The sequence below is a fragment of the Streptomyces sp. R28 genome (assembly GCF_041052385.1).
In the GTDB taxonomy this organism is placed as follows: Bacteria; Actinomycetota; Actinomycetes; order Streptomycetales; family Streptomycetaceae; genus Streptomyces.
This window is the reverse complement of the sequence record NZ_CP163439.1, coordinates 8726653-8750451: the sequence shown is the minus strand read 5'-3', so window position 1 is coordinate 8750451 and position 23799 is coordinate 8726653. Positions and strand designations below refer to the sequence as shown.

Sequence of the window (23799 nt, the reverse complement as noted above, 5' to 3'; positions counted from 1 at the left end):
CAGCCAGTTTCCCCCTCACCGGCCGCGCGTACGAACCGTCGGCTCGGCCCGTACCGACGCGTGTGCCCGAGCGCGTGCACCCGGGCCAGGGGACCGCGCGAGGAGCGGCCGGGCCCCATGAACCCAGGCATCTGAACCGAGGCGTCATGACTCTTCAGCAGCTGAACATCTACCGGCACGACCGGGGCAGGCGGGCACTGATCACCCTGGCCGGTGAGATCGACCCGGCCACCGCGCCCCAGGTGCGCGCCGCTCTGGAGCGGTGCCTGAGCGACGGCATCACCACCATCGACGTGGATCTGACCGCCGTCGGCCGCTGCGACAGCAGCGGTCTGCGCGTCTTCCTCGATGCGTCGCGGCACGCCGCCGGGACCCACGCGTCCCTGCGGCTGCACCACCCGTCCCCGCAGACCGCACGGCTCCTCGCGGACACCGGCCCCGGTCTTCTGCTCCTGTGACGGCTCCGGGAGAGGTGTCGTGCACAGCGGTACGGAGAGCCATCTTCTCTGATCATGTGTGACATGCCGTTCTCTGGCGTAATGGGCTGTTCGGAGTGACCGGCCGCGTCACTCTGTACGGGTTGATCGCGGTCGTGTCAGGAGCCCGTGTGTCGGTGCGGGCGCTGGACTCGCGGCACGAGGTGAACATGGGCACGGCGGCGGAAGCTTCGACGACGCCGATGGGGTGCGGTTGTGGCGGAAGGTGAGCGCCGACCCGACGAGGGCATGCTCGACCGGTCGGAAGGGTTCGGTGAGCGACTGCTTGGGGTGCTGCTGGACCGGGCACACGAGATGCCGCCGCAGCTGATCGCCCCGCTGATCGCGGAAGAGGTGGCCCGGGTCGGTGGCCGTGACGTCTCGATCCTGCTGCAGGACTATGGCCAGCTGGTGTTGGTGCCACTGCCGGGTCGGCGGCTGATGGTCGGCGAGCCCGAGCCGATCGATGACTCTCCCGCCGGCACGGCCTTTCTGCACGCGACCACGGTCGAGGTGCCGAGGGCCGACGGCGTCCGGATGTACCTGCCGTTGCTGGACGGCAGCGACCAGGTGGGCGTGATGGCCCTCACCCTGGACACCGTCGATGACGACGACCGGCGGCTGCTGCGCAGGCTCGCCGGTCTGGTCGCCGACATGCTGGTCACCAAGCACAGCTACACCGATCAGTTCTTCCGCGCCCGGCGCCGTGAACCGATGAGCGTGGCCGCGGAGATCCAGTGGTCCCTGCTGCCGCCGCTGGCGATGGCCGTCCCGCAGGTCGCGGTGGCCGGGATCCTGGAGCCCGCCTACGACGTCGCGGGCGACAGCTTCGACTACGCCCTCAACGAGGACATCCTGCACGTGGCCATGGTCGACGCGATGGGCCACGGCCTGGACGCCGCCACGATGGCGACCGTCGCCGTCGGGTCCTACCGGCACGCCAGACGTGCCGACATCGGCCTGTCCGAGATCTACGCGTTCATGGACCGGGCCATCGCCGAGCAGTTCGGGCCCGACCACTTCGTCACCGCCCAGATGATGCGTCTGAACATCGCGACGGGCCACCTGCAGTGGGTCAACGCGGGCCATCCCGCACCGCTGCTGATCCGTGACCACCGGGTCGTCCGGCAACTGGCAGGCCCGACCACCCTGCCCGTCGGCTTCGGCGGTGAAGAGCCCCGGATCAGCGGGCAGATGCTCCAACGCGGCGACCGAGTGCTGTGCTTCACCGACGGCCTGATCGAGGAGCACGAAGCCGGCGAAGAACAATTCGGCGAGGAACAACTCATCCACTGGGTCAACCGCATCGAACACACGGCAAAGGGAGTACGAGCGGTGGTGCGCTCACTCTCCCACGCCCTGAAGCAGCAACGGGGCGGCCGCACCACTGACGACGCGACCCTCTTCCTGATCGAATGGCGAGGGGGCGCCGCCGACCACCTCGTGCTCCTGTAGCGAGCCGACAGCCGCACAACCCACTGTCCATATCCTGGGATTGGGCTGCTTCGGACCGTCCGTCACACGACGCGAGGACTACTCTGCTGTGTAGACGTCCCAGACCCCGGCGGCATGCTGTTGCTGAACACAGATGGCTGCGGGGTGCGGACTCTTCGTCCGTCACCCGGCGCTTCCCTGGAGGGAACTGGGTGGGTCCTCTGTCCTGCTGCGCAGGCTGTCGGACCGGCCGCTGCTCTGCCTCCGCCGAAAATACGCCCCTGCCGGGAGCGCGCCCAGGGTGCCGGAACTCCGGCTCACCGTGCCGCTGCCGGATGGTCTTCCGAACCGAGGCGTCATGCCCCTCTCACAGCTCACCGTCTACCGCCATGACCAAAGGAAACTGGCGCTGATCACCCTGTCCGGTGAGATCGACCTCGAATCCGCGCCGTTGGTGCGCGAGTCCCTGGAGCAGTGCCTGCGGGACGGTATCCGCACCATCGACGTCGACCTCACCCCCGTCACCTTCTGCGACTGCAGCGGACTCAACGCATTTCTCCACGCTGCGCAGCAGACCACCGTGGCCGGTGGGACCCTGCGACTGCACCATCCGCCAACGATGCTGGTTCGGATGCACGACCTCGTCGGCTGCGGGTTCCTGCTCCTCGGCCTTCCGTTCGACCACCTGCCATCTCCTCTCGGCGACACCCCGGCCGCGCCCCGTCCAGCCCCGCCGCACGTGTCTGTCACGCTTGCGCCTGTTCTCTCAGGTGATGTGCGATGACGGCCGAACCCGGGCGGGGACAGTCACGGAAGCCGGGGGACGGCGAGCCGTCCGCCGTTGCTCCGGCGCGGTTGCGTCGGCTGAGCCGTTGGCTGGTGGAGGGCCTGCGTGAGGACCTGGCGGGGCTGTATGTGGAGTCCCGCGCAACGCCACCGGGTGATCCATACCGCCGTCCCAGCCGCCAGAACTTCCTGAACCGCCTCACCGTGGACATGCGCCGACCGGGATTCGCCATGGTGATCGCCGAGACGGACAGCCTGATGGGATGCGCCTTCGGATTCCCGGTAGGCGGCGACGGCTCCTGGTGGCTCGGCTTCGACGGAGCACTGCCGCGCAGCATCGAGCAACTCACCGTGTCCGGCAACGTCTTCGCGTTCGCCGACATCCTGATCCGGCCGCACCCCCAGGACCGGGAACTCGCCCGCCGTGTGCAGGAACGACTGCTGACCGACCATCAGGCAACGCTCGGCGCCACCCTGGTGGACCGGGCCGACCGCCAGGCCCTCGCTGCACTCCGCTCCTGGGGGTGGCTGGACATCGGAGAGCTTCCCAGGCCGGCGAGCGCCACCACGTTCCGCGCGCTGGTACTTCCCTTCGGGGAACGCATCACGGCGAGGCTGGAGGGCCTTGTCACGATGCCCGCAGACGGTGGCCCCCGTGGGGTCTGACAGCCGGTCGGCCCGCATTCAGATGCTGGTGGCCGAGCAGGCGGTCCGACGAGGTGCCCGGGTGAGTGTGGTGGACGTATGCACCGCGGCCGTGGCCGCGCTGCCGGTCAGCGGGCCGGGCTGTCGGCGATGTCCAAGGCCGCGGCGAGCCATCCGCTGTGCAGCACCGACGACATCAGCGAGCAACTGGAAGAGCTCCAGCTCACGCTGGGCGAGGGGCCCTGCGTGGACGCCTTCGTACGCGGCTCGGCCGTCCTGACACCCGATCTGCTCAACACCGGACTTCAGGATCACTGGGCCGTGTTCGCCGATGCGGCCCTGGAAGCCGGAGCCCGCGCGGTGTTCTCGCTCCCCCTGCAGAAGGGGGCGATCAGCCCGGGAGTTCTGGACCTGTACGCCAACATTCCGACCGTACTGGACACGGAGGAACTGGCCGACGCACTGGCGTTCGCCGATCTCGCGACACTGCTCCTGCTCGATACGAGGATCGACGAGGCGGGCGCGCCGACCGGCGGGCCGATGCCGGACCTCAGCTTCGAGGACCTGGGCGCATACCGAGCGGAGATCGACCAGGCCAGCGGGATGCTCACGGTTCAGCTCGGAGTCGGCATCGAAGAAGCCTTCGTCCGGCTCCGCGCCTACGCCTATGCGCAGGGACGCCGGCTCGCCGACGTGGTGGCCCGACGGCTTCGTTTCTCCCCGGACGCGGAGCCCGATCAGGCCGAGGAGGAAACCTGACGTTCGGTCCCGGCCAAGGAACGTGCCGTGCTTCCCGCCCCTTCGGGCAGGGACTAGTCTCAATCGAGGGTGCCCACGATGGACCAACAGCTTCTGGCCAAGACCTTCGTCGAGCTGGCCGACAATCTGGTCGCCGACTTCGACATCATCGACTTCCTGCGCCTGCTGACCGACCGCTGCGTCAGCATGCTCGACGCGAGCGCCGCCGGGGTGCTGCTCGCCGACCGGGACGGCAAACTCCGCGTCATGGCCGCCTCCGACGAACGGGTGCGCCTGCTGGAGCTCTTCCAGCTCCAGAACGACGAAGGCCCCTGCCTCGAATGCTTCCGCACCGGCGCACCGGTGATCGTCTCCGACCTCGGTACGGTGACCGCCCGCTGGCCGCGCTTCGCGGTGGCGGCCCAGCGCAGCGGGTTCGGGGCGGTCCAGGCCCTGCCCATGCGTTTGCGGGACGAGGTCGTCGGCGCCCTGAACCTCTTCCGCATCACCCCCGGCCCCTTCGACCCGGCCGCCGCACCCGTCGCTCAGGCCCTGGCCGACGTCGCCACCATCAGCCTGCTGCAACAACGCACCGCTCAGCGCAGCACGGTGCTCAACGAACAACTGCAGACGGCGCTGAACAGCCGGGTCCTGATAGAACAGGCCAAGGGGAAGCTCGCCGAACGCCAGGACATCGACATGGAGCAGGCGTTCACCGCACTGCGCGGTTACGCCCGCTCCCACAACCGGCGCCTGGCCGATGTGGCCCGCGCCCTCATCGACGGCTCGGAACCCCTCGCCGGTCTGGGGTCCTGACCCACGCCCTTGCCGGGGCCCGCTCCGGCGCCGCCCGTGCCCCCGGACATCGTCACACTGCCCTCCTGCGATCGAGGGCCTCGGCCATCACCTGGTCGCGCAGGCACGCACAGGTGCGGTTGATCAGCCGGGAGACGTGCATCTGCGAGAGACCGAGCTGCAGGGCGATGCCGTTCTGCGTCATCTCGCAGAAGAACCGCATGTAGAAGATCCGCCGTTCGCGTTCTGGCAGGGCCCTCAGCAGCGGGTGGAGCGCTTCACGGTTGACGATCATGTCGAAGCCGTGCTGCGTGCCACCGAGCGTGTCGGTCAGTGGGTGGCTGTGCTCGGAGCGGCCGGGTACGGCGTCCGGGAACAGGGAAGTGAAGCTCCGCATCGCCTCTTGGCTCGGGAAGGCGTCGCCAAGGCTCGGGGCGAAACGAGTCACCGCCTTGATCAGGCCGAGTTGGGCAACCTGCTCAAGGTCTTCGAACGACTCGCCGCGATGACGGAATCGCCGGGCGAGCCGTACGGCCATCGACGCCCAGGCGCACACCACCTCCTGCCGCAGGGCGGTCCTCTCCGGGCCGTCCGGCAGGGCGGCGATACGGCGGAACGCGGCATCGGTGTCCGGGGCATCGTCGTAGGGGTATGCGCCTCGTGGCCTCTGGGTACGTGCATACGGCATGGGCACGTGTCTCCTCATCGGTGGCGTCGCTCACCGTGGGAGCCGTCGGACCGCAGCGCACTGGGGAGCAGCGACAGCTGCTCCCACGGGCGTGCCTCCGGTCTGAAGCACATCGGACGAGTTCCCGGGCAGACCGCTTCAAACAGGGCGTCAGGAACGGACGAAGAACCGCACGACCGGTGTTGGAGATCCACGGCGCGGGTTACACAACACAGGCGTCCGACGGCCGTCCTGGACGAAGGCACCGGAGAGTTGAGTTCGCCGCTCCCGGTGCCGTCCGCCGGCCGCGTGCGCAAGTCATCTCGGGTCCGCCTCGTGGAGGCGCCTCAGCGCTCGGCGCAGCTCCCGCTGTATCGGTTCCGGGAGCGCCTCGTCCGTCGTCGTGGCGACCAGGGCGGCGGCCACGTCCCGGAGCTTGGTGTTGCAGTGCTGCGACACGTCCACCAGCAAGTCCCAGGCCCTGTCGCTGGTACACGGGGCCAGGGCCATCACCATGCCGCGTGCCTGGTCGATCGCCGCACGGCTCGCCATCGCCCGGCCCAACTGCTCGTTCCTGGCGCGTAGTTCGACGACCTCGGCCAGCAGATCCGCATCCCCCGCCCAAGGCACAGCCGTCAACAGCCGCTGTTCCTCACGGGGGCACCTGGTGCATGGTCCGTACCTCACAGGGCAGTCATTCCGTCCATAGGCGGTCAGCGGCGCGCCAATTGCCGTTCGCCGGCCGCACCGGGCTTGTAGGGCAGTCCGTAGTGCTTGAAGACCGCTTCCTCCTGCTCGGCGGGCAGCACGTCGTCGGTGCCGATCGAAGGGGCCTGCTTCACCAGCGTTCTGACATAGCCGACCCTGAGATATCCCGGCCCGACGATCGCGTCGCCGAGAGGGACGAAGACCAGACGGTGCCGGGTGGGCAGTCCGGTCCGTACCGTGGCCATGGCCGGCTCATCGGTGGTGGTGTCCACATAGACCGCCTCCAGGACACCGATCTTGTGCGACTCGGTGTCGACGACATCGCGGTTGCGCCATTCTCGGACGTCGGCTGCGTGAATCATGACCTCTCCCTACTTGGACGACCCGCCTGGCGGTTGTGGGTCGCGCCCCTGGTCCTCCACGTGAAATCGCCATAGCGCACGACGCCGCGCACGCTGCGTCCGCTCCGGGAGCGGCTTGCCCTCCCAGGCGGCGACCAGCGCCGCGGCCACCTCCATAAATTTGGCGTCGCACCGCCGAGAGACATCCCCCAGCAGGACCCTGGCCGCCCCCGGCGGGAGGGAGCCAGGACCATCCGCATGCCGCGGGCCAGGCCGATGACCGCACGGCCGGCCTGCGCCTGCCGCAGCTGGTCGTTCTCTGCGCGCAGTGCGGCGACATCCCGTCCCACAGGTGCGTTCCCCCACGTGGCCTCGGCCCGCAGATCCCACCACTCCTGTTGGATCGCGCTTGTGCGCTGCACGGCATACACCTCTCAACGATCAGAACGCGTCCGGCCGGGCTGAAGCCGTCCCGGAACCTCCGGCTCCCGGGCCACTCCACGGATCACTTGCGGTTTTCGCGGTCCCGACGGTCCTCGCGCCGCCAACGCGCCCGGTGCTGACGGCTGTAGCGGCGGTCCCAGCGGTCCTGGCGATCCCGGCGCTCCTGGTAGTCCCGGTAGTTCCCGAGATCGGAACCGTCGCCACGGATCCAGCCTCCTCCGCGTTCGCGGCCGTGCCGGGTGGCGCCGAAGACCAACACGGCCGCAGCCACCCACCAGATGGGACTGATGAAGCCGAGGCCGAACAAGACCGCGATGAGGATGAGGAGCAGCACGAACACGGTGGGCCTCCCCGGGAGCGGGACACAGCATCGATGCCGGGGACTGGGGCCTCACCCGACAGCGTAGTCCTGCCCGACGGTTGCGGATACCGTGCGACGTCAGCGCTCCTGCTTCTTCGAAGCTCGCAGGCTGGTGATCGTGGTGATGGTCAGGACCAGGACGATGAAGCCGAGGGAGAAGGGGATGCTGATCTCGGGGACGTGGACGCCGGACTCGTGCAGAGCGTGCAGGACGAGTTTGACGCCGATGAAGCCGAGGATGATCGAGAGGCCGTGGCTGAGGTGGACCAGCTTCCTCAGCAGGCCGCCGATGAGGAAGTAGAGCTGGCGCAGGCCCATCAGGGCGAAGGCGTTGGCGGTGAAGACGATGTACGGGTCCTGGGTGAGGCCGTAGATCGCGGGGATCGAGTCGAGGGCGAACAGCACGTCGGTGGAGCCGATCGCGAGCATCACGACCAGCATCGGGGTCATGACCCGCTTGCCGTTCTCCTCGATCCACAGCTCGGTGCCGTGGTAGCGGTCGGCCACGCCGAAACGCTTCTCCACCATCTTCAGCAGCTTGTTCTCCTCGTACTCCTCGTCATGTCCGTCCTAGCGGGCGTCCTGCATCGTCCAGAGGGATGGGTCGAACAGGGCGGATCCTGACCATCGGCGGCGGATTCGCCTACGCCGAGGCGGCCACCGCGACCCACGCGCCCGGAGTGTGCAGGACGACTCCCGTCCGGGAAGGATGCTGGCGGCCTACTGCCCCCAGAAGGCGTCCTCGGCCGCCTGGTCGCCGGAGAACAGCCACATCTCGACGATCTTGCCGTCCTTCAGACGCAGAACATCCACGCCCTCCATGCTCATGGACGTGTCCTCACGCCGCCCGGCAAAGTGGATCGAGGCGGCCACCATGTCGCCGTTGCCCATCAGAGCGTCGATCTTGTCGATGGCGAAGGAACCCTGACTGGCCTCCATCATCCCGCCGAGCATGGCGAAGACGGCGTCGCGCCCCTTGCGCTCACCGGAAAACTGGTTGCCACCCGGCTGATGCCAGACGATCTCCTCGTCCAGAAGCTCGCCCACCTTGGCCAGGTCACCCTTCTGGACGGCCTGGAAGTACTCACCCGCGATGTCTACGTTCTTGCTGGTCATGGCCACTTGCTCCTTACGCCCCCGAGATGGAGGCAGCACGACTACCGTTGCGGGTCGGATGCGAGGCGCGTGCGCGACTCGAGATGGATCAATGACGTGCGGTCAGTTTCGGAGACCTGCTCCTCGGGCACTGGCTCAGCATTCACCTTCGACCTGCCGGCCCACCGAGAAGAGCCGGCGGAACCCGCGCCGGTGCGGATCCGGATCTCCCCATGGCCGCTCGCGCTGCCGCCCGGGAGGACGCGGAGATCTTGCGCCGGCTCCGGGGACGGCCGCGAGACCCGTCACGCCAGGAGGCTGCGCCAGCGGTCGGCCGACAGAGTGCCGGCCCTCAGGACGTGGCTGCCGTCGGCAGGTCCGGCTGGTGCCGCGGCGGCCGCCGCTCCGGTGCCGTCCGTACGGCGAGCACCATGGTGAGGCCACCGCCGGGCGTGTCCTCGGCGTGCAGCGTGGCACCGATGGCCTCGGCGAAGCCGCGTGCGACGGCCAGCCCGAGGCCGACGCCGACACCGCGGGGTGAGTCGCCGTACCGCTGGAAGGGTTCGAAGATGCGGTCCTTGGCCTCGTCCGGGACACCTGGCCCGCGGTCGACGACCCGCACCTCGACCCGGTCGGCGAGGGCGCTCGCCGACACCAGGACCTTCTCCCCCGGCGGGCTGTACTTGACGGCGTTCTCGACGACGTTGGCCACGGCCCGCTCCAGCAGCCCCCGGTCGACGTGGACCATGGGCAGCGTCTCGGGGATGTCCAGGTCCACGCTGTCCTCGGGCACCCCGCCGAGCGCCATGGGCACGACCTCGTCGAGGTCGCTCTCGCGGATGATGGGGGTGACGGTGCCGGTCTGCAGGCGGGACATGTCGAGCAGGTTGCCGACGAGGTGGTCGAGGCGGTCGGCGCCCTCCTCGATGGCCTCCAGCAGTTCCGCCTGGTCCTCCTCGGACCACTCGACGTCGTCGGAGCGCAGCGAGGACACGGCAGCCTTGATTCCGGCGAGCGGGGTGCGCAGGTCGTGGCTGACGGCGGCGAGCAGCGCGGTGCGTATGCGGTTGCCCTCGGCCAACTCCTTGGCCCGGTCGGCCTCGTGCAGCAGCCGCTGGCGGTCCAGGACGACGGCGGCCTGCGCGGCGAACGCGGCCAGCACCCGGCGGTCGGCGGCGGGAAGCACCCGGCCGCGCAGGGACAGGGCCATGTGGTCGCCTACCGGTACGTCCACGTCCGCATCCTCGGGAATCTCGGCAGGCCGGGGCCCCACGCTGCCGGCGCAGGTCCATGGGTCCGTCTCGCCGTTCCGCTCCAACAGGGCCGCCGACTCCATGCCGAAGGTCTCGCGGACCCGCTCCAGCAACGCCTCCAGCGTGGTTTCCCCGCGCAGGACGTTCCCCGCGAGGAACGAGAGGATCTCCGACTCGGCGCGCAGCCGCGCCGCCTGGTGGGTGCGCCGGGCCGCCAGGTCCACCACCGAGGCGACGGACACGGCGACCCCGACGAAGATCGCGATGGCGACGATGTTCTTCGGGTCGGCGATCGTCAGGGTGTGGACGGGCGGGGTGAAGAACCAGTTGAGCAGCAGGGATCCCACCACCGCGGAGGCCAGTGCCGGAAAGAGCCCGCCCAGCAGCGCCGCCGCCACCGTCAGGGTGAGGAACAGCAGCATGTCGTTGGCGAGACCGACGTCCGGGCTGACGCCGGTGAGGAGCCAGGTGAGGAGGGCGGGGCCGAGTACGCCTACCACCCAGCCCCAGATGACCCGTTGCCGTCCGAGGCGTGTTCCGGGCGCCACCGGCAGTCCGCGGCCCTTGCCCGCCTCGTCGTGCGTGATGAGGTGCACGTCGAGGTCGGGGCCCGACGCGCGGGCGACCGTGGCGCCGACTCCCGGTCCGAACGCGTACTGCCAGCTCCTGCGCCGGGAGACGCCCAGCACGATCTGGGTGGCGTTCACGCCCCGGGAGAAGTCCAGCAGTGCGGCCGGTATGTCGTCGCCGACGACCTGGTGGAAGGAGCCGCCGAGGTCCTCGACCAGGGTTCGCTGGACGGCCAGTTCCTTCGGGGAGGCGGCGGTGAGGCCGTCGCTGCGGGAGATGTAGACGGCAAGCACCGCGCCGCCGGCGCCCTTCTCCGCCAGGCGCGCCGCCCGGCGGATCAGGGTGCGCCCCTCGGGACCGCCGGTCAGGCCGACGACGATCCGCTCGCGCGAGCCCCAGATGGTCGAGACCCGGTGCTCGCTGCGGTACTCGGTCAGGTACGCGTCGACCCGGTCGGCCACCCACAGCAGCGCCAGTTCGCGCAGGGCGGTGAGGTTGCCCGGCCGGAAGTAGTTGGAGAGCGCCGCGTCGACCTTGTCCGGCTTGTAGATGTTGCCGTGCGCCATACGGCGGCGCAGCGCCTGCGGTGACATGTCGACCAGCTCGATCTGGTCGGCACGCCGTACGACCTCGTCGGGGACGGTCTCGCGCTGCCGCACGCCGGTGATCGACTCGACCACGTCACCCAGCGACTCCAGGTGCTGGATGTTCACGGTGGAGATGACGTCGATCCCGGCGGCGAGCAGTTCCTCGACGTCCTGCCAGCGCTTGGTGTTGCGCGAGCCGGGGACGTTGGTGTGGGCGAGCTCGTCGACCAGGGCCACGGCGGGGGCACGCCGCAGGACGGCGTCCACGTCCATCTCGGTGAAGACGCCGTCCCGGTACTCGATCTCCCGGCGCGGCACCTGTTCCAGACCGTGCAGCATCACCTCGGTGCGCGGCCGGTGGTGGTGCTCCACGAAGGCGACCACGCAGTCGGTGCCCCGCTCGATACGGCGGTGTGCCTCCGACAGCATGGCGTAGGTCTTGCCGACGCCGGGTGCCGCGCCGAGGTAGATCCGGAGCTTGCCGCGTGCCATGTCGTCCCTCGGTCAGGCTTCGAAGCGGTAGCCCATGCCGGGCTCGGTGATCAGATAGCGGGGGTGGGAGGGGTCCCTCTCCAATTTGCGGCGCAGCTGGGCCATGTACACGCGCAGGTAGTTGGTCTTGTTGCTCTGCGAGACGCCCCAGACCTCCTGGAGGAGGTGCTTCTGTGTGATCAGCCGGCCGGGGTTGGTCACCAGGATCTCCAGCAGGTGCCACTCGGTCGGGGTCAGCCGTACGTCCCGCCCGTCCCGGACGACCTTCTTGGCGAGCAGGTCGATGCTGAAGTCCGCCGTATCGACCAGCGTCGTGTCGGGGACGAGCGGCGCGTCCTCGGTACGTCGGACGGCGGCCCGCAGGCGGGCCAGCAACTCGTCCATGCTGAACGGCTTGGTGATGTAGTCGTCGGCGCCGGCGTCGAGCGCGGCCACCTTCTCGTCGGACCCCTGCCGGGCGGACAGGACCAGGATCGGCACCCGGCTCCAGCCCCGTAGGCCCTTGATGACGTCGACGCCGTCCATGTCGGGCAGTCCGAGGTCGAGCAGGACCACGTCGGGCTGCCGCGCGGCAGCGAGGCGGAGGGCCGTGGCCCCGCCGGGGGCGGCGTCCACGCCGTAGTGACGTGCCTGCAGGTTGATGACGAGGGCCCGTACGAGCTGCGGGTCGTCCTCCACCACGAGCACCCGGGTCATGGGTGTGGCCTTTCCTGTCGTCTGGCCGGCCGGGGACGCCGGACGTGCCGCAACCGGCTTCATGACTACGGGAGTTGGCGGCATCGGGACGCCTCCCGGCCGCCAACTCCCGCTCGTGTCACGTAATCCCATCAGTGCTTCGCCGTAAGGTCCTTGAGCGCGATGTTGAGTTCGAGGACGTTCACGCGGGGCTCGCCGATGAAGCCGAGGGTGCGGCCCTCGGTGTGGTCCTTGACCAGCTTCTCCACCTGGGCGGCGGACAGGCCGTTCTTCGCGGCGACGCGGTGGGCCTGGAGTTCGGCGTAGGCCGGGGAGATGTCCGGGTCAAGGCCGGAGGCGGAGGAGGTCACCGCGTCCGCGGGGACGCCCGACGGCCTGACGGTGTGGCCGGACACGGAGTTGTCCTTCACGACCGCGGCCTTGGCGTCCTCGACCTGCTTGATCAGGTCCTTGTTGTCGGCGGACAGGTTGGTGGCGCCGGACAGCAGCAACTTGTACTGCGTGTTGATGCTGTTGGCGCCGAGCCCGTTCGCCGGACGGCCTTGGAACCACTTCAGGTCCGCGTCCGGGGTCTCCTGGCCCTTCTTCAGCGGCAGGTTGTACGACTGCCCGATCAGGGACGAGCCGACGACCTTGCCGTCCACCTCGATCTCGGAGCCGTTCGCCTTGTCGGTGAACAGCCCCTGGGCGATGCCGGTGACGACCAGCGGATAGATGACGCCGGTCACCAGGGTCAGCACCAGGAGGGCTCGCAGGGCCGCCCCCAGCAACCGGGCGGTGTTCGTAACCGAGTTGTTCATGATGGATCAACCGATCCCGGGGATGAGGGAGATGAGCAGGTCGATGATCTTGATGCCGATGAAGGGGGCGACGAGTCCGCCGATGCCGTAGATGGTGAGGTTGCGCCGCAGCATCCTGTCGGCGCTGACCGGCCGGTACTGCACGCCCTTCAGGGAGAGCGGCACCAGCGCGATGATGATCAGCGCGTTGAAGATGACGGCCGACAGGATCGCGGAGTCCGGCGAGGACAGGCCCATGATGTTGAGCTTGTCCAGGCCCGGGTAGACGGCCGCGAACAGCGCCGGGATGATCGCGAAGTACTTCGCGACGTCGTTGGCTATGGAGAACGTCGTGAGCGCGCCCCGGGTGATGAGGAGTTGCTTGCCGATCTCGACGATCTCGATGAGCTTGGTCGGGTTGGAGTCGAGGTCGACCATGTTGCCGGCCTCCTTGGCGGCCGACGTACCGGTGTTCATGGCCACACCGACGTCCGCCTGGGCCAGGGCCGGGGCGTCGTTGGTGCCGTCACCGGTCATCGCGACCAGCTTGCCGCCCGCCTGCTCCTGCTTGATGAGGGCCATCTTGTCCTCGGGAGTGGCCTCCGCCAGGAAGTCGTCGACGCCCGCCTCCTCGGCGATCGCCTTCGCGGTCAGCGGGTTGTCACCCGTGATCATGACGGTCTTGATGCCCATCCGGCGCAGTTCCTCGAACCGCTCCCGCATGCCGTCCTTGACGACGTCCTTCAGGTGGATGACACCCAGGATCCGGGCGCCCCGGTCGTCCTGGACGGCGACCAGCAGCGGAGTGCCGCCGGCCTCGGAGATGCGGTTGGCGACGGCGTCCGCGTCCTCGGCGACTTCGCCGCCCTGCTCCCTCACCCAGGCGACGACCGAGGCGGTGGCGCCCTTGCGGACCTTGCGTCCGTCGACGTCCACACCCGACATGCGGGTCTGGGCGGTGAAGGCGATCCACTCGGCGTGCGCCAGCTCGCCCTGGTGGCGCTCACGCAGTCCGTACTTCTCCTTCGCCAGGACGACGATGGAACGGCCCTCGGGAGTCTCGTCGGCCAGCGAGGAGAGCTGGGCGGCGTCCGCGACCTCGGCCTCCGTCGTGCCTGTCACCGGCACGAATTCGGACGCCTGGCGGTTGCCGAGCGTGATGGTGCCGGTCTTGTCGAGCAGCAGCGTGGAGACGTCACCGGCGGCCTCGACCGCCCTGCCGGACATGGCGAGTACGTTGCGCTGCACCAGCCGGTCCATGCCCGCGATGCCGATCGCCGACAGCAACGCGCCGATCGTCGTCGGGATGAGGCAGACCAGCAGGGCGACCAGCACCACCATCGTCAGGTGCGTACCGGCGTAGTCCGCGAAGGGCGGCAGCGTGGCCACCGCCAGCAGGAAGACGATCGTCAGCGAGGCCAGCAGGATGTTCAGCGCGATCTCGTTCGGCGTCTTCTGCCGGGCCGCGCCCTCGACCAGGTTGATCATCCGGTCGATGAAGGTCTCGCCCGGCTTCGTCGTGATCTTGATGACGATGCGGTCGGAGAGCACCTTCGTGCCACCGGTGACCGCCGAACGGTCGCCGCCGGACTCACGGATGACCGGAGCGGACTCACCGGTGATCGCCGACTCGTCGACGGACGCGACGCCCTCGACGACGTCACCGTCGCCGGGGATGACGTCACCGGCCTCGCAGACCACGAGGTCGCCGATCTTCAACTCGGTGCCGGGGACCCGCTCTTCAGAGCCGTCGGGGAGATGTCGGCGGGCGACCGTGTCGGTCTTGGCCTTGCGCAGGGTGTCGGCCTGCGCCTTGCCACGGCCCTCGGCGACGGCCTCCGCCAGGTTGGCGAAGATCACGGTCAGCCACAGCCAGGCGCTGATCGTCCAGCCGAACCAGTCGCCCGGGTCCTTGAAGGAGAAGACCGTGGTCAGCACGGAGCCGATCCACACCACGAACATCACGGGCGACTTGACCAGCATGCGCGGGTCGAGCTTGCGGAAGGCTTCCGGCAGCGACTTGACCAGCTGCTTCGGGTCGAAGAGGCCCGCTCCTACACGGCCCTCGGGGGACTTGTGCCCGGTGGGAACGTCGCTGTGCGGCGCCCGGGTCGGAGTCGCTGTGGACATCGAGTCCTCTTGCTTCTGAAGGTCGGTGGTCATCACGCCAGCCCCTCGGCCAGCGGCCCGAGCGCGAGGGCCGGGAAGTACGTCAGACCGGTGATGATCAGGATCGCGCCCACCAGCAGGCCGGTGAACAGCGGCTTCTCGGTGCGCAGCGTGCCCGCGGTGGCCGGGACCGGCGTCTGCCCGCCGAGCGAACCCGCCAGCGCCAGCACGAACACCATCGGCAGGAAGCGGCCCAGCAGCATCGCGAGTCCGGTCATGGTGTTGAACCAGTCGGTGTTCGCGTTCAGGCCGGCGAACGCCGAACCGTTGTTGTTCGAGGCCGACGTGAACGCGTACAGGACTTCCGAGAAGCCGTGCGCACCGGAGTTGAGCATCGAGTGCGGCGGTGTCGGCAGCGCCATGGAGGCCGCCGTGAAGACGAGCACCAGCGCCGGGGTGATCAGGATGTAGCAGGCCGCCAGCTTGATCTCGCGGGTGCCGATCTTCTTGCCCAGGTACTCGGGCGTACGGCCGACCATCAGACCGGCGATGAACACCGCGATCACGGCCATGATCAGCATGCCGTAGAGGCCGGAGCCGGTGCCGCCGGGCGCGATCTCGCCCAGCATCATGCCGAGCATGGTGATGCCGCCGCCGAGCCCGGTGAAGGAGGAGTGGAAGGAGTCCACCGCACCGGTCGACGTCAGCGTCGTGGACACCGCGAAGATCGACGAGGAGCCGACACCGAAGCGGACCTCCTTGCCCTCGTACGCCCCGCCCGCGGCCTGGAGCGCCGGGCCGTGGTGCGCGAACTCCGTCCACATCATCAGGGCGACGAAGCCCAGCCAGATCGTGAACATCGTGGCGAGGATCGCGTAACCCTGCTTCACCGAGCCGACCAGCACGCCGAAGGTGCGGGTCAGCGAGAACGGGATCACCAGGATCAGGAAGATCTCGAAGAGGTTGGTGAAGGGCGTCGGGTTCTCGAAGGGGTGGGCGCTGTTGGCGTTGAAGATGCCGCCGCCGTTCGTCCCGAGCTCCTTGATGGCCTCCTGCGAGGCGACCGCGCCACCGTTCCACTGCTGCGAGCCACCCATGAACTGCCCGACCTCGTGAATGCCGGAGAAGTTCTGGATCACACCACACGCCACCAGCACCACGGCCGCGATCGCCGCGCCCGGCACCAGGATCCGCAGAACGCCGCGCACCAGGTCGGACCAGAAGTTGCCGAGCTCACCGGTGCGCGAGCGCGCGAAGCCACGTACGAGGGCCACGGCGACGGCGATACCGACGGCCGCGGAGACGAAGTTCTGCACGGCGAGACCGGCGGTCTGCACGACGTGCCCCATGGTCTGTTCGCCGTAGTACGACTGCCAGTTGGTGTTGGTCACGAAGGACACGGCCGTGTTGAACGACTGCGCCGGGCTGACCGAGGAGAAGCCGAGCGAGCCGGGCAGGACGCCCTGGAGCCGCTGCAGCAGGTAGAGGAAGAGGACGCTGACGGCCGAGAAGGCGAGGACACCGCGCAGGTAGGCGGGCCAGGTCATCTCGGCGTCGGGGTTGCCACCGATGGCCTTGTAGGTCCACTTCTCGACGCGCCAGTGCTTGTCGGAGGAGTAGACCTTGGCCATGTAATTGCCGAGGGGGACGTAGGCGAGCGCCAGCGCGCCTACGAGGGCGAGCAGTTGGAGCACGCCGGCGAGTACGGGACCCACATCTCCCGCTGCGGTAGCAGCTGATGTCACCGTCAGAACCTCTCCGGGAAGATCAGGGCGAGGACGAGATAGCCCAGCAGGGCGACGGCCACGACGAGGCCGACAATGTTCTCGGCGGTCACAGCTTCGTCACCCCCTTGGCTACGAGAGCCACCAGCGCGAAGATCGCGACCGTGATGACGACGAAGGCCAGGTCGGCCATCGTGAACTCCTGGAGTGAGGTTCGGTGGACAGGGACGATTAGAGGAAAGCGCCTCTCCGGCCGGATCAGGTCGTCCGTTGACGGCTCCCTTACGGCGGCACCCACGGCTTTGACGGGACTCTTACGCCCTTGATCCATACCGGCGAGCATTGCGCTGTGGCGCTCGGTGGCCCGGGGCACAGCAGGTCGAGGACCGGCCCGTCGGCGGGACGAACCCGTAGTTCAGCAGCAGCAACCCCGTCCCCGAGGCGATCACCGCCGAGACGACCCCGCCCGGCGGCGCCTGGCAAGGCAGGGCAGCACCGCGGCCGGCGACGTACTCATGGCGCTCACCGCCGAATGACCAGCCGGTGAGGTTCTCGGGGCGAGTCCCTTGTTGCGGCACCACTTGGCGCCACTTGGCGCCACTTGGCGTCGAGTGGCGGCTTGACACCATCCGGCGCCACTCGGCGCCATCCGGTGCCACCCGGTGCCGCTCGCCTCCATTCCAGGACCCCAAAAGCAGACGGCACACATGGCGCCGCCGTGACTCCAGCCGCACTCTTCACGTTTTCGCAGGTAGCGCAGCAACTCGCGCCCTAGCCCGACGGCAGCATCACCCAGGCTTGCGGATGGCACCACAATGGTGCCATTATGGCGTCATGGACCTCACCCCGTATGTCGACACCCTCCGCCGCGAACTCGCGGTGGCCGCCGAAGCCGGCGGGGAAGATGCCCGCGAGCTGGCCGAGAGGCTCACCGCTCCCCTGGAGTCGGCGACCCGGCTGACGATGCTCAACGTGCTCTCCGCCGCGATGGACGAGATCACCCGCGAACTCGCCCCCGGCTCGGTCGACGTACGGCTGCGCGGGCTCGACCCCGACTTCGTGGTGACACCGCCGCCCACCTACGGCGACGCCCCCACGGAGCCGACCGCACCCGTCGAACCGCTCAAGGCACAACCGCCCGCCGACAGCGACGAGGGCGGCACCGCCCGCGTCAACCTGCGACTGCCGGCCCACCTCAAGGCCCGTGCCGAGGAGGCTGCGAGCCGCGAGGGCCTGTCGGTCAACGCGTGGCTGGTGCGCGCCGTGTCGGCCGCGGTCGACGGCGGCACGCAGCCGCGTACGGCGGAGAGGACCCGCACCGTCGGACAGAGCTTCACCGGCTGGGTGCGCTGACCGCGCCCGCCCCCAGAGAAAAGCGCTGCACTCACACCACGTCCCACCTGCGGGGACGACCCACGGACTCATGAGGACGGTACAGCCATGCCTTCTTTCGACACTCCCGAACCGATCTCGGTCAACGCCCACGTGGGCGCCGGTTCCATCCGGTTCACCGCGGCGGACCGCCTCGACACGGTCGTCGAGGTGCAGCCCCGCGACCCGAAGAGGGACAAGGACGTGCGGGCCGCCGAGCAGACCGAGGTCACCTACGCGAGCGGCGTCCTGACCGTCAGGACGAAGGAGCGACGCATGATCGGGCCCTCCGGCGTCGCCGACGTGACGGTCGAACTGCCCACCGGATCACGCGTCGAGACGACCGGCTCCTGGGCCCAGGTCCTCAGCGAGGGCCGGCTCGGCGAGGTCCGGGTGAAGACCTCGACCGGTGACGTCCGCCTCGACACGACCGGGCCGCTCCAACTGACCGTCTCCCACGGTTCGATCACCGTCGACCGGGTCGACGGCAAGGCCGAGATCACCACCAGCTCCGGCAGTGTGCGCGTCGGCCTCGTCGACGGTCCCGCCGTCCTGAAGAACTCGCACGGCACCACGACCGTCGGCGCCGTGACCGGTGAGCTGCGGGTGAACGGCGCCAACGGCGGCATCGACATCGCGCGCGCCGAGGCGTCGGTCATCGGCACCACGACCAACGCCTCCCTTCGCGTCGCCGAAGTCTCCAGCGGCGACGTCCAGTTGGAGACCTCCAACGGCTCCATCGAGGTCGGTGTCCGCGAGGGCACCGCCGCCTGGCTCGACGTCAGTTCCAACCGCGGGCAGGTACGCAACACGCTCGCCGCGTCCGAGGCCCCGGAGCAGACCGAGGGCACCGTCAAGGTCCGCGCACGGACCAACTGGGGCAACATCGACGTCTTCCGCGCCAAAGCCTGAGCGCCTCCCATCCCCGCACCAGCCTCCGTCGCCTTTCCGATCCCCCAGTCACTTCATCTTTCGAAGGGGAGGGCCCCGTGCCTTCATCTGTCATGCCCACATCCAGTCGAGGGGGCGGTCACGATCGCCCGTCGCCGACCGCTGTCTCCGCAGTCGGTCTGCGCAAGTCGTACGGCGACAAGACCGTCCTCGACGGCATCGATCTGCGTATTCCGGCCGGGTCCGTGTTCGCGCTGCTCGGGCCGAACGGCGCCGGCAAGACCACCGCCGTGAAGATCCTGTCCACGCTCATCGCTGCCGACGGCGGGCAGGCCCAGGTCGCGGGCCACGACATCGCCACGTCACCGGACGGGGTGCGCGCGGCGATCGGTGTCACCGGGCAGTTCTCCGCTGTGGACGGGCTGATCACCGGCGAGGAGAACATGCTCCTCATGGCCGACCTGCACCACCTCTCCAAGCGCGAGGGGCGGCGGGTCACCGCCGAACTGCTGGAGCGCTTCGACCTCGTGGAGGCAGCGCAGAAGCCCGCCTCCACCTACTCCGGCGGCATGAAACGCCGCCTCGACATCGCCATGACCCTGGTCGGCAACCCGCGGATCATCTTCCTCGACGAGCCGACCACCGGCCTCGACCCACGCTCCCGGCACACCATGTGGCAGATCATCCGCGCACTCGTCTCCGACGGCGTCACCGTCTTCCTCACCACCCAGTACCTGGAGGAGGCCGACGAACTCGCCGACCGCATCGCCGTGCTCAACGACGGCAAGATCGCCGCCGAGGGCACCGCCGAAGAACTGAAACGACTCGTCCCCGGCGGACACATCCACCTCCGCTTCACCGACCCGGCCGCGTACGAACGGGCGGCCGCCGCACTGCGCGAGACAACCCGCGACGACGAGCTGCTCGCCCTGCAGATACCCAGCGACGGAACCCAGCGCGAACTGCGCTCCCTCCTCGACCGGCTGGACGCCGCCGGCATCGAGGCCGACGAGCTGACCGTGCACACCCCCGACCTCGACGACGTCTTCTTCGCCCTGACCGGCGGAAGCGACCAGCCGAACCAGCCCAAGGAGGCTGTCCGATGAGCTCCCTCTCCCTCGCCCTACGCGACTCGACCACGATGCTGCGCCGCAACCTCCTGCACGCCCGGCGCTACCCGTCCCTCACCCTGAACCTGCTGCTCACGCCGGTCATGCTGCTCCTGCTCTTCGCCTACATCTTCGGAGACGTGATGAGCGCCGGCATCGGGGACGGCGGTGCCGACCGGTCCGAGTACCTCGCGTATCTCGTCCCGGGCATCCTGATGCTGACCATCGGCGGCACCACGATCGGCAGCGCGGTGTCCGTCTCCACCGACATGAGCGAGGGCATCATCGCCCGCTTCCGGACGATGGCGATCCACCGCGGTTCGGTGCTCGTCGGGCACGTCGTCGGCAGCGTGCTGCAGTGCGTGATGAGCGTGGTGCTCGTCGGGGCCGTCGCCGTGGCGATCGGGTTCCGGGCCACGGACGCCACCGTCCTTGAGTGGATCCTCGCAGTCGGGCTGCTGACGCTCGTCTCCCTGGCGCTCACCTGGATCGCGGTCGGCATGGGCCTGGTCAGCCCCAACGCCGAGGCGGCCAGCAACAACGCCATGCCGCTGATGGTCCTGCCGCTCCTCTCCAGCGCCTTCGTGCCGGTCGACGCGATGCCGGGCTGGTTCCAGCCGATCGCCGAGTACCAGCCCTTCACGCCCGCCATCGAGACCCTGCGCGGCCTGCTCCTCGGCACCGAGATCGGCAACAACGGATGGCTCGCCGTCGCCTGGTGCCTGGGGCTGGCCCTGCTCGGCCACGTCTGGTCCAAGTCACTGTTCGACCGCGACCCGAAGTAGAGGCCGGCCCGCCTGGGGAGAACTCGGCCTCAGGCGCGGCGGCCGTAGGTGTGCGGGTCGACGGGCTGCTGAGACTTGCGAAGACGGCCGACCACGAGACGGTAGGACTCGGTCACGAGCTCCTTGACCAGCTCCTCGTCGATCGCGTCCCCGCCCTCCAACGTGATCCAGTGCTTCTTGTTCATGTGGTAGCCGGGGGTGATGGCCGCGTTCTCCTCGCGCAGGGCCTGGGCCTCGGCCGGGTCCGACTTGAGGATCACGACGGGGCGGCCGGGAACCTCGGTCATCAGCATGAAGACCTTGCCGCGCACCTTGAAGACCTCCCAGTCGGGGCCGAAGGGGTGCTCCAGGCCGGCACCGGGCAGTTCCTCGGCGTGGTAGGCCGCGGTCTTCAGCAGCGTTGTTCCGTTCATGGTGGTGAGCTCCTCGGTCGATGTCGGTGGCCAGGGACTGTCACTCGGTCGACGCGACGCCCGGGGCGAGATCCGGCATGGAACGCCGCTCCCGCCGGGACGACCGCCGCGAAAGTCCCTCCGGCGGTGGCACGTTGTGATCGAGCCCCGGTGGAGCGAGCACCTTGATCAGCTGCGGATCGCTGCGCGGATCCGAGCGGAGATCCATCTCTGGGTGTCCGAGCCTGCCGGGGAGCTCGTTGCCGGTGAGAGGCACCGCGAAGTCCTTTCTTCAGCGGGAGGTGTCCCATCCTCTCCTTGAGATCGACAATTCGGACGGTAGGCTGCGGACACGTGATGGTCACCAGACGACACTCCCCGCGGCCCCGTTTCACCACCCACGCCGAGCCGACTGCCGTCCCGCTGTACGGCTTCCAGCCGCCGGTCGGTACCCCGTACGGCCTGGAAGTGACCACGGTCGAGGACTTCCACGCCCACCACGACGACTGGCCCTGGAATCCCCCACTCCCGGGCCGGGCCACCTTCCACTACCTCATCCTCGTCAGCGAGGGTGTGCTGCGGCACGATGTCGACCACGTCACCCGTACCGTCACTCCCGGCCAGTGGCTGTGGGTACGCGCCGGGCACGTGCAGTGCTGGCACGACCCCAGCACCGCCCGCGGGCCCTTCATCCTGTTCGAGCCGGAGGTGCTCCGGCCCGACACCGCCCGCCTGCTGACCCCCCTCACCTCGCACGATGCCCCCGCCGTCCTGGCCCCGCATCCTGACGACGTCCCCTGGCTGGAACAGACCGCGTTCCAACTCCTCGACGAACACCGTGCCCTGGGGCGTCGCCCGCTCCCGGCCCATCACGCGCTGCGGTGCAGCCTCCTGGAAACCCTGCTGCTCCGCCTCGCCCACTCCCCGGGCATCCCCGCCCCTCCGGCCGGCACCGGAACCGGCTCTCCAAACGGCACCGCCGGGCGCCACCACACCTACGAACGATTCCTGGACGCCCTGGAGTTGCACTTCCGTGAGCTGCACCGCGTGGACGACTACGCCCAGTTGCTCGGCTGCTCGGTGCGCACGCTCAGCCGCGCCGCCCAGGCCGCCACCAGCAAGGGAGCACGGGAGATCATCAACGACCGGCGGCTGCTCGAAGCGCGCCGACTCCTCGGCCACGCCCAGTGGACCGCCCACGCGGTCGCCGCCCACCTCGGCTTCACCGACGCCGCCAACTTCGGCCGCTTCTTCCGCCACCACACCGGCCTGACGCCCGCCGCGTACGCGGCTCGTCGGACGACTCCCGACACGTGACCTGCGACCGGACACGGCCGCTTTGCTCGTTGTTCGGCCGGCGTCAGCTCCTCGGTGACGTTCTTCGAGCCTCAAAGGCCCTCCGTTCCGCCTGCTGCGCGTAGTGAGGCGTCAGAGGAGTTCGAGCAGCTTCTCGGTGAACTCGTCGGTGGTCGCCGTACCGCCCAGGTCGCGGGTACGGACGTCCGACTTGGCCAGCACGGCGGCGATCGCGTCGTTGACGTTCTGCGCGGCCTCGGTGTGGCCGAGGTGGTCGAGCATCAGAGCCGCCGAGCCGATCGCGCCCAGCGGGTTGGCGATGCCCCGGCCGGCGATGTCGGGGGCGGAGCCGTGCACCGGCTCGAACATCGACGGGTAGGTGCCCTCGGGGTTGAGGCTCGCGGAGGGGGCGATCCCGATCGAGCCGGCCACGGCGGCCGCGAGGTCGCTGAGGATGTCGCCGAAGAGGTTGGAGGCGACGACCACGTCGAAGCGGGCAGGATCGAGGACGAACTTCGCGGCCAGCGCGTCGATGTGCTCCTGGTCCCAGGCGACGCCGGGGTGCGCGGCGGCGCGCTCGGCGATCAGCTCGTCCCAGAACGGCATGGTGTGGATGATGCCGTTGGACTTGGTCGCGGAGGTCAGCCTCCCGCGGCGCCGGGCGGCGAGCGAGAAGGCGTAGTCGGCGATCCGGATGACCCCGGCCCGGGTGAACACCGCCTCCTGGACGGCCAGTTCCTCCGGGGTGCCCTGGTTCAGCCGGCCGCCGATCTCGCTGTACTCGCCCTCGACGTTCTCCCGTACGACGACGAGGTCGACCTCGCCCGCGACGGCGGCGCGCAGTGGACTGGCCACGCCTTCGAAGACCCGGATCGGCCGCAGGTTGACGTACTGGCGGAAGGTGCGGCGGATGGGGATCAGCAGTCCCCACAGGGAGATGTGGTCGGGGACGCCCGGGTAGCCGACGGCGCCCAGCAGGATCGCGTCCGCCTCGCGCAGCCGCTCCAGGCCGTCCTCGGGCATCATCGCGCCCTCGCGCAGGTAGCGCTCGCAGGACCAGTCGTAGGAGGTGTAGGAGAACGCGATGCCGTGGCGGCGGCCGACGGCGTCCAGGACTCGCTGGGCGGGCGGCAGGACCTCCGTCCCGATGCCGTCACCGGGGACGAGGGCGATGCGGTGGTTCTGGTTCGTCATGCGGCCGATTGCACCAGCGCGCCCGGGAACGCGTCCAAGACGCAATCCGGATCTCGCTTAT

At 69.2% G+C, this 23799-nt stretch carries 25 protein-coding genes and 1 pseudogene; 11 read left to right on the top strand and 15 right to left on the bottom strand.

Annotated elements, in window-relative coordinates; all coding sequences use genetic code 11:
* Window positions 1-146: 146 nt before the first annotated feature.
* From AB5J49_RS38300 to AB5J49_RS38275, 6 genes are all read left to right on the top strand, one after another.
* A complete protein-coding gene (locus tag AB5J49_RS38300; RefSeq protein WP_369173447.1) occupies window positions 147-458 on the top strand; it encodes an STAS domain-containing protein in 312 nt (103 codons plus the stop codon).
* A 234-nt stretch (window positions 459-692) separates the two neighbouring features.
* Entirely contained in the window at window positions 693-1931 is a 1239-nt protein-coding gene (locus AB5J49_RS38295) for a PP2C family protein-serine/threonine phosphatase (protein ID WP_369173446.1), read from the top strand.
* Window positions 1932-2211: 280 nt separating this feature from the next.
* Window positions 2212-2694: an STAS domain-containing protein gene (locus AB5J49_RS38290; RefSeq protein ID WP_369173445.1), complete on the top strand. Its 483-nt coding sequence runs from the start codon at window positions 2212-2214 to the stop codon at window positions 2692-2694.
* Entirely contained in the window at window positions 2691-3362 is a 672-nt protein-coding gene (locus tag AB5J49_RS38285; RefSeq protein ID WP_369173444.1) for a hypothetical protein, read from the top strand. The genes AB5J49_RS38290 and AB5J49_RS38285 overlap by 4 nt, the downstream gene beginning before the upstream one ends.
* Before the next feature lie 78 nt (window positions 3363-3440).
* Window positions 3441-4100, top strand: coding sequence for a GAF and ANTAR domain-containing protein (locus tag AB5J49_RS38280; protein ID WP_369173443.1), 660 nt, complete (start codon window positions 3441-3443; stop codon window positions 4098-4100).
* A 78-nt stretch (window positions 4101-4178) separates the two neighbouring features.
* The gene (locus AB5J49_RS38275) at window positions 4179-4895 is read left to right on the top strand and encodes a GAF and ANTAR domain-containing protein (RefSeq protein ID WP_369173442.1); all 717 of its coding nucleotides are present in this window, start codon (window positions 4179-4181) and stop codon (window positions 4893-4895) included.
* Window positions 4896-4947: 52 nt separating this feature from the next.
* On the opposite strand, the gene AB5J49_RS38270 is transcribed toward AB5J49_RS38275, so the two are convergent.
* The 13 genes and pseudogenes from AB5J49_RS38270 to AB5J49_RS38210 form a co-directional block, all read right to left on the bottom strand.
* Entirely contained in the window at window positions 4948-5562 is a 615-nt protein-coding gene (locus AB5J49_RS38270; RefSeq protein WP_369173441.1) for a sigma-70 family RNA polymerase sigma factor, read from the bottom strand.
* Window positions 5563-5859: 297 nt separating this feature from the next.
* Window positions 5860-6171, bottom strand: a complete 312-nt coding sequence (locus AB5J49_RS38265) for an ANTAR domain-containing protein (RefSeq protein ID WP_369175395.1) — start codon at window positions 6169-6171, stop codon at window positions 5860-5862.
* Window positions 6172-6254: 83 nt separating this feature from the next.
* Complete coding sequence (locus AB5J49_RS38260; protein ID WP_369173440.1) at window positions 6255-6611, bottom strand: PRC-barrel domain-containing protein; 357 nt, start codon at window positions 6609-6611, stop codon at window positions 6255-6257.
* Between the two features lie 484 nt (window positions 6612-7095).
* Window positions 7096-7374: a hypothetical protein gene (locus tag AB5J49_RS38255; RefSeq protein ID WP_369173438.1), complete on the bottom strand. Its 279-nt coding sequence runs from the start codon at window positions 7372-7374 to the stop codon at window positions 7096-7098.
* Between the two features lie 99 nt (window positions 7375-7473).
* A pseudogene (locus AB5J49_RS38250) lies at window positions 7474-7983 on the bottom strand (TerC family protein); the annotation flags it as partial.
* Between the two features lie 132 nt (window positions 7984-8115).
* Window positions 8116-8511, bottom strand: coding sequence for a nuclear transport factor 2 family protein (locus AB5J49_RS38245; protein WP_369173437.1), 396 nt, complete (start codon window positions 8509-8511; stop codon window positions 8116-8118).
* A 331-nt stretch (window positions 8512-8842) separates the two neighbouring features.
* On the bottom strand, window positions 8843-11392 hold the full coding sequence (locus tag AB5J49_RS38240; protein WP_369173436.1) for a DUF4118 domain-containing protein: 2550 nt from the start codon (window positions 11390-11392) through the stop codon (window positions 8843-8845).
* A gap of 12 nt (window positions 11393-11404) precedes the next feature.
* A complete protein-coding gene (locus AB5J49_RS38235; RefSeq protein WP_369173435.1) occupies window positions 11405-12088 on the bottom strand; it encodes a response regulator in 684 nt (227 codons plus the stop codon).
* Window positions 12089-12219: 131 nt separating this feature from the next.
* On the bottom strand, window positions 12220-12888 hold the full coding sequence (locus AB5J49_RS38230; protein WP_369173434.1) for a potassium-transporting ATPase subunit C: 669 nt from the start codon (window positions 12886-12888) through the stop codon (window positions 12220-12222).
* 6 nt (window positions 12889-12894) lie between these two features.
* Window positions 12895-15030 carry a potassium-transporting ATPase subunit KdpB gene (gene kdpB, locus AB5J49_RS38225; RefSeq protein ID WP_369173433.1) on the bottom strand — a complete coding sequence of 712 codons (2136 nt, stop codon included), beginning with the start codon at window positions 15028-15030 and terminating at the stop codon, window positions 12895-12897.
* Entirely contained in the window at window positions 15030-16691 is a 1662-nt protein-coding gene (gene kdpA, locus AB5J49_RS38220; RefSeq protein WP_369173432.1) for a potassium-transporting ATPase subunit KdpA, read from the bottom strand. Before kdpA ends, kdpB begins: the two co-directional genes overlap by 1 nt.
* A gap of 32 nt (window positions 16692-16723) precedes the next feature.
* Window positions 16724-16813 carry a K(+)-transporting ATPase subunit F gene (gene kdpF, locus AB5J49_RS38215; RefSeq protein ID WP_016434100.1) on the bottom strand — a complete coding sequence of 30 codons (90 nt, stop codon included), beginning with the start codon at window positions 16811-16813 and terminating at the stop codon, window positions 16724-16726.
* On the bottom strand, window positions 16810-16998 hold the full coding sequence (locus AB5J49_RS38210) for a hypothetical protein (protein WP_369173431.1): 189 nt from the start codon (window positions 16996-16998) through the stop codon (window positions 16810-16812). Before AB5J49_RS38210 ends, kdpF begins: the two co-directional genes overlap by 4 nt.
* Window positions 16999-17534: 536 nt before the next feature.
* Here AB5J49_RS38210 and AB5J49_RS38205 point away from each other — a divergent pair.
* The 4 genes from AB5J49_RS38205 (at window position 17535) to AB5J49_RS38190 (ending at window position 20856) form a co-directional block, all read left to right on the top strand.
* Complete coding sequence (locus AB5J49_RS38205) at window positions 17535-18053, top strand: toxin-antitoxin system HicB family antitoxin (protein ID WP_369173430.1); 519 nt, start codon at window positions 17535-17537, stop codon at window positions 18051-18053.
* A gap of 87 nt (window positions 18054-18140) precedes the next feature.
* Complete coding sequence (locus AB5J49_RS38200) at window positions 18141-18983, top strand: DUF4097 domain-containing protein (protein ID WP_369173429.1); 843 nt, start codon at window positions 18141-18143, stop codon at window positions 18981-18983.
* A gap of 92 nt (window positions 18984-19075) precedes the next feature.
* Window positions 19076-20068, top strand: a complete 993-nt coding sequence (locus AB5J49_RS38195) for an ATP-binding cassette domain-containing protein (RefSeq protein ID WP_369173427.1) — start codon at window positions 19076-19078, stop codon at window positions 20066-20068.
* A complete protein-coding gene (locus AB5J49_RS38190; RefSeq protein WP_369173426.1) occupies window positions 20065-20856 on the top strand; it encodes an ABC transporter permease in 792 nt (263 codons plus the stop codon). Before AB5J49_RS38195 ends, AB5J49_RS38190 begins: the two co-directional genes overlap by 4 nt.
* Window positions 20857-20885: 29 nt before the next feature.
* On the opposite strand, the gene AB5J49_RS38185 is transcribed toward AB5J49_RS38190, so the two are convergent.
* Window positions 20886-21269: an MmcQ/YjbR family DNA-binding protein gene (locus tag AB5J49_RS38185; protein ID WP_369173425.1), complete on the bottom strand. Its 384-nt coding sequence runs from the start codon at window positions 21267-21269 to the stop codon at window positions 20886-20888.
* A 336-nt stretch (window positions 21270-21605) separates the two neighbouring features.
* On the opposite strand from AB5J49_RS38185, the gene AB5J49_RS38180 reads away from it, so the two are divergent.
* Entirely contained in the window at window positions 21606-22565 is a 960-nt protein-coding gene (locus tag AB5J49_RS38180) for a helix-turn-helix domain-containing protein (protein ID WP_369173424.1), read from the top strand.
* A 111-nt stretch (window positions 22566-22676) separates the two neighbouring features.
* On the opposite strand, the gene AB5J49_RS38175 is transcribed toward AB5J49_RS38180, so the two are convergent.
* Window positions 22677-23738, bottom strand: coding sequence for a tartrate dehydrogenase (locus AB5J49_RS38175; RefSeq protein WP_369173423.1), 1062 nt, complete (start codon window positions 23736-23738; stop codon window positions 22677-22679).
* Between the last annotated feature and the right edge of the window lie 61 nt (window positions 23739-23799).

What these genes read in the sequence shown, in the direction of transcription:
- AB5J49_RS38300 (WP_369173447.1), top strand. Translation starts at nt 147, where the DNA reads ATGACTCTTCAGCAGCTGAACATCTACCGGCACGACCGGGGCAGGCGG.
- AB5J49_RS38285 (WP_369173444.1), top strand. Translation starts at nt 2,691, where the DNA reads ATGACGGCCGAACCCGGGCGGGGACAGTCACGGAAGCCGGGGGACGGC.
- AB5J49_RS38280 (WP_369173443.1), top strand. Translation starts at nt 3,441, where the DNA reads ATGCACCGCGGCCGTGGCCGCGCTGCCGGTCAGCGGGCCGGGCTGTCG.
- AB5J49_RS38275 (WP_369173442.1), top strand. Translation starts at nt 4,179, where the DNA reads ATGGACCAACAGCTTCTGGCCAAGACCTTCGTCGAGCTGGCCGACAAT.
- AB5J49_RS38270 (WP_369173441.1), bottom strand. Translation starts at nt 5,562, where the DNA reads ATGCCGTATGCACGTACCCAGAGGCCACGAGGCGCATACCCCTACGAC.
- AB5J49_RS38260 (WP_369173440.1), bottom strand. Translation starts at nt 6,611, where the DNA reads ATGATTCACGCAGCCGACGTCCGAGAATGGCGCAACCGCGATGTCGTC.
- AB5J49_RS38245 (WP_369173437.1), bottom strand. Translation starts at nt 8,511, where the DNA reads ATGACCAGCAAGAACGTAGACATCGCGGGTGAGTACTTCCAGGCCGTC.
- AB5J49_RS38240 (WP_369173436.1), bottom strand. Translation starts at nt 11,392, where the DNA reads ATGGCACGCGGCAAGCTCCGGATCTACCTCGGCGCGGCACCCGGCGTC.
- AB5J49_RS38235 (WP_369173435.1), bottom strand. Translation starts at nt 12,088, where the DNA reads ATGACCCGGGTGCTCGTGGTGGAGGACGACCCGCAGCTCGTACGGGCC.
- AB5J49_RS38230 (WP_369173434.1), bottom strand. Translation starts at nt 12,888, where the DNA reads ATGAACAACTCGGTTACGAACACCGCCCGGTTGCTGGGGGCGGCCCTG.
- kdpB (WP_369173433.1), bottom strand. Translation starts at nt 15,030, where the DNA reads ATGACCACCGACCTTCAGAAGCAAGAGGACTCGATGTCCACAGCGACT.
- AB5J49_RS38205 (WP_369173430.1), top strand. Translation starts at nt 17,535, where the DNA reads ATGGACCTCACCCCGTATGTCGACACCCTCCGCCGCGAACTCGCGGTG.
- AB5J49_RS38200 (WP_369173429.1), top strand. Translation starts at nt 18,141, where the DNA reads ATGCCTTCTTTCGACACTCCCGAACCGATCTCGGTCAACGCCCACGTG.
- AB5J49_RS38195 (WP_369173427.1), top strand. Translation starts at nt 19,076, where the DNA reads ATGCCCACATCCAGTCGAGGGGGCGGTCACGATCGCCCGTCGCCGACC.
- AB5J49_RS38190 (WP_369173426.1), top strand. Translation starts at nt 20,065, where the DNA reads ATGAGCTCCCTCTCCCTCGCCCTACGCGACTCGACCACGATGCTGCGC.
- AB5J49_RS38185 (WP_369173425.1), bottom strand. Translation starts at nt 21,269, where the DNA reads ATGAACGGAACAACGCTGCTGAAGACCGCGGCCTACCACGCCGAGGAA.
- AB5J49_RS38180 (WP_369173424.1), top strand. Translation starts at nt 21,606, where the DNA reads ATGGTCACCAGACGACACTCCCCGCGGCCCCGTTTCACCACCCACGCC.
- AB5J49_RS38175 (WP_369173423.1), bottom strand. Translation starts at nt 23,738, where the DNA reads ATGACGAACCAGAACCACCGCATCGCCCTCGTCCCCGGTGACGGCATC.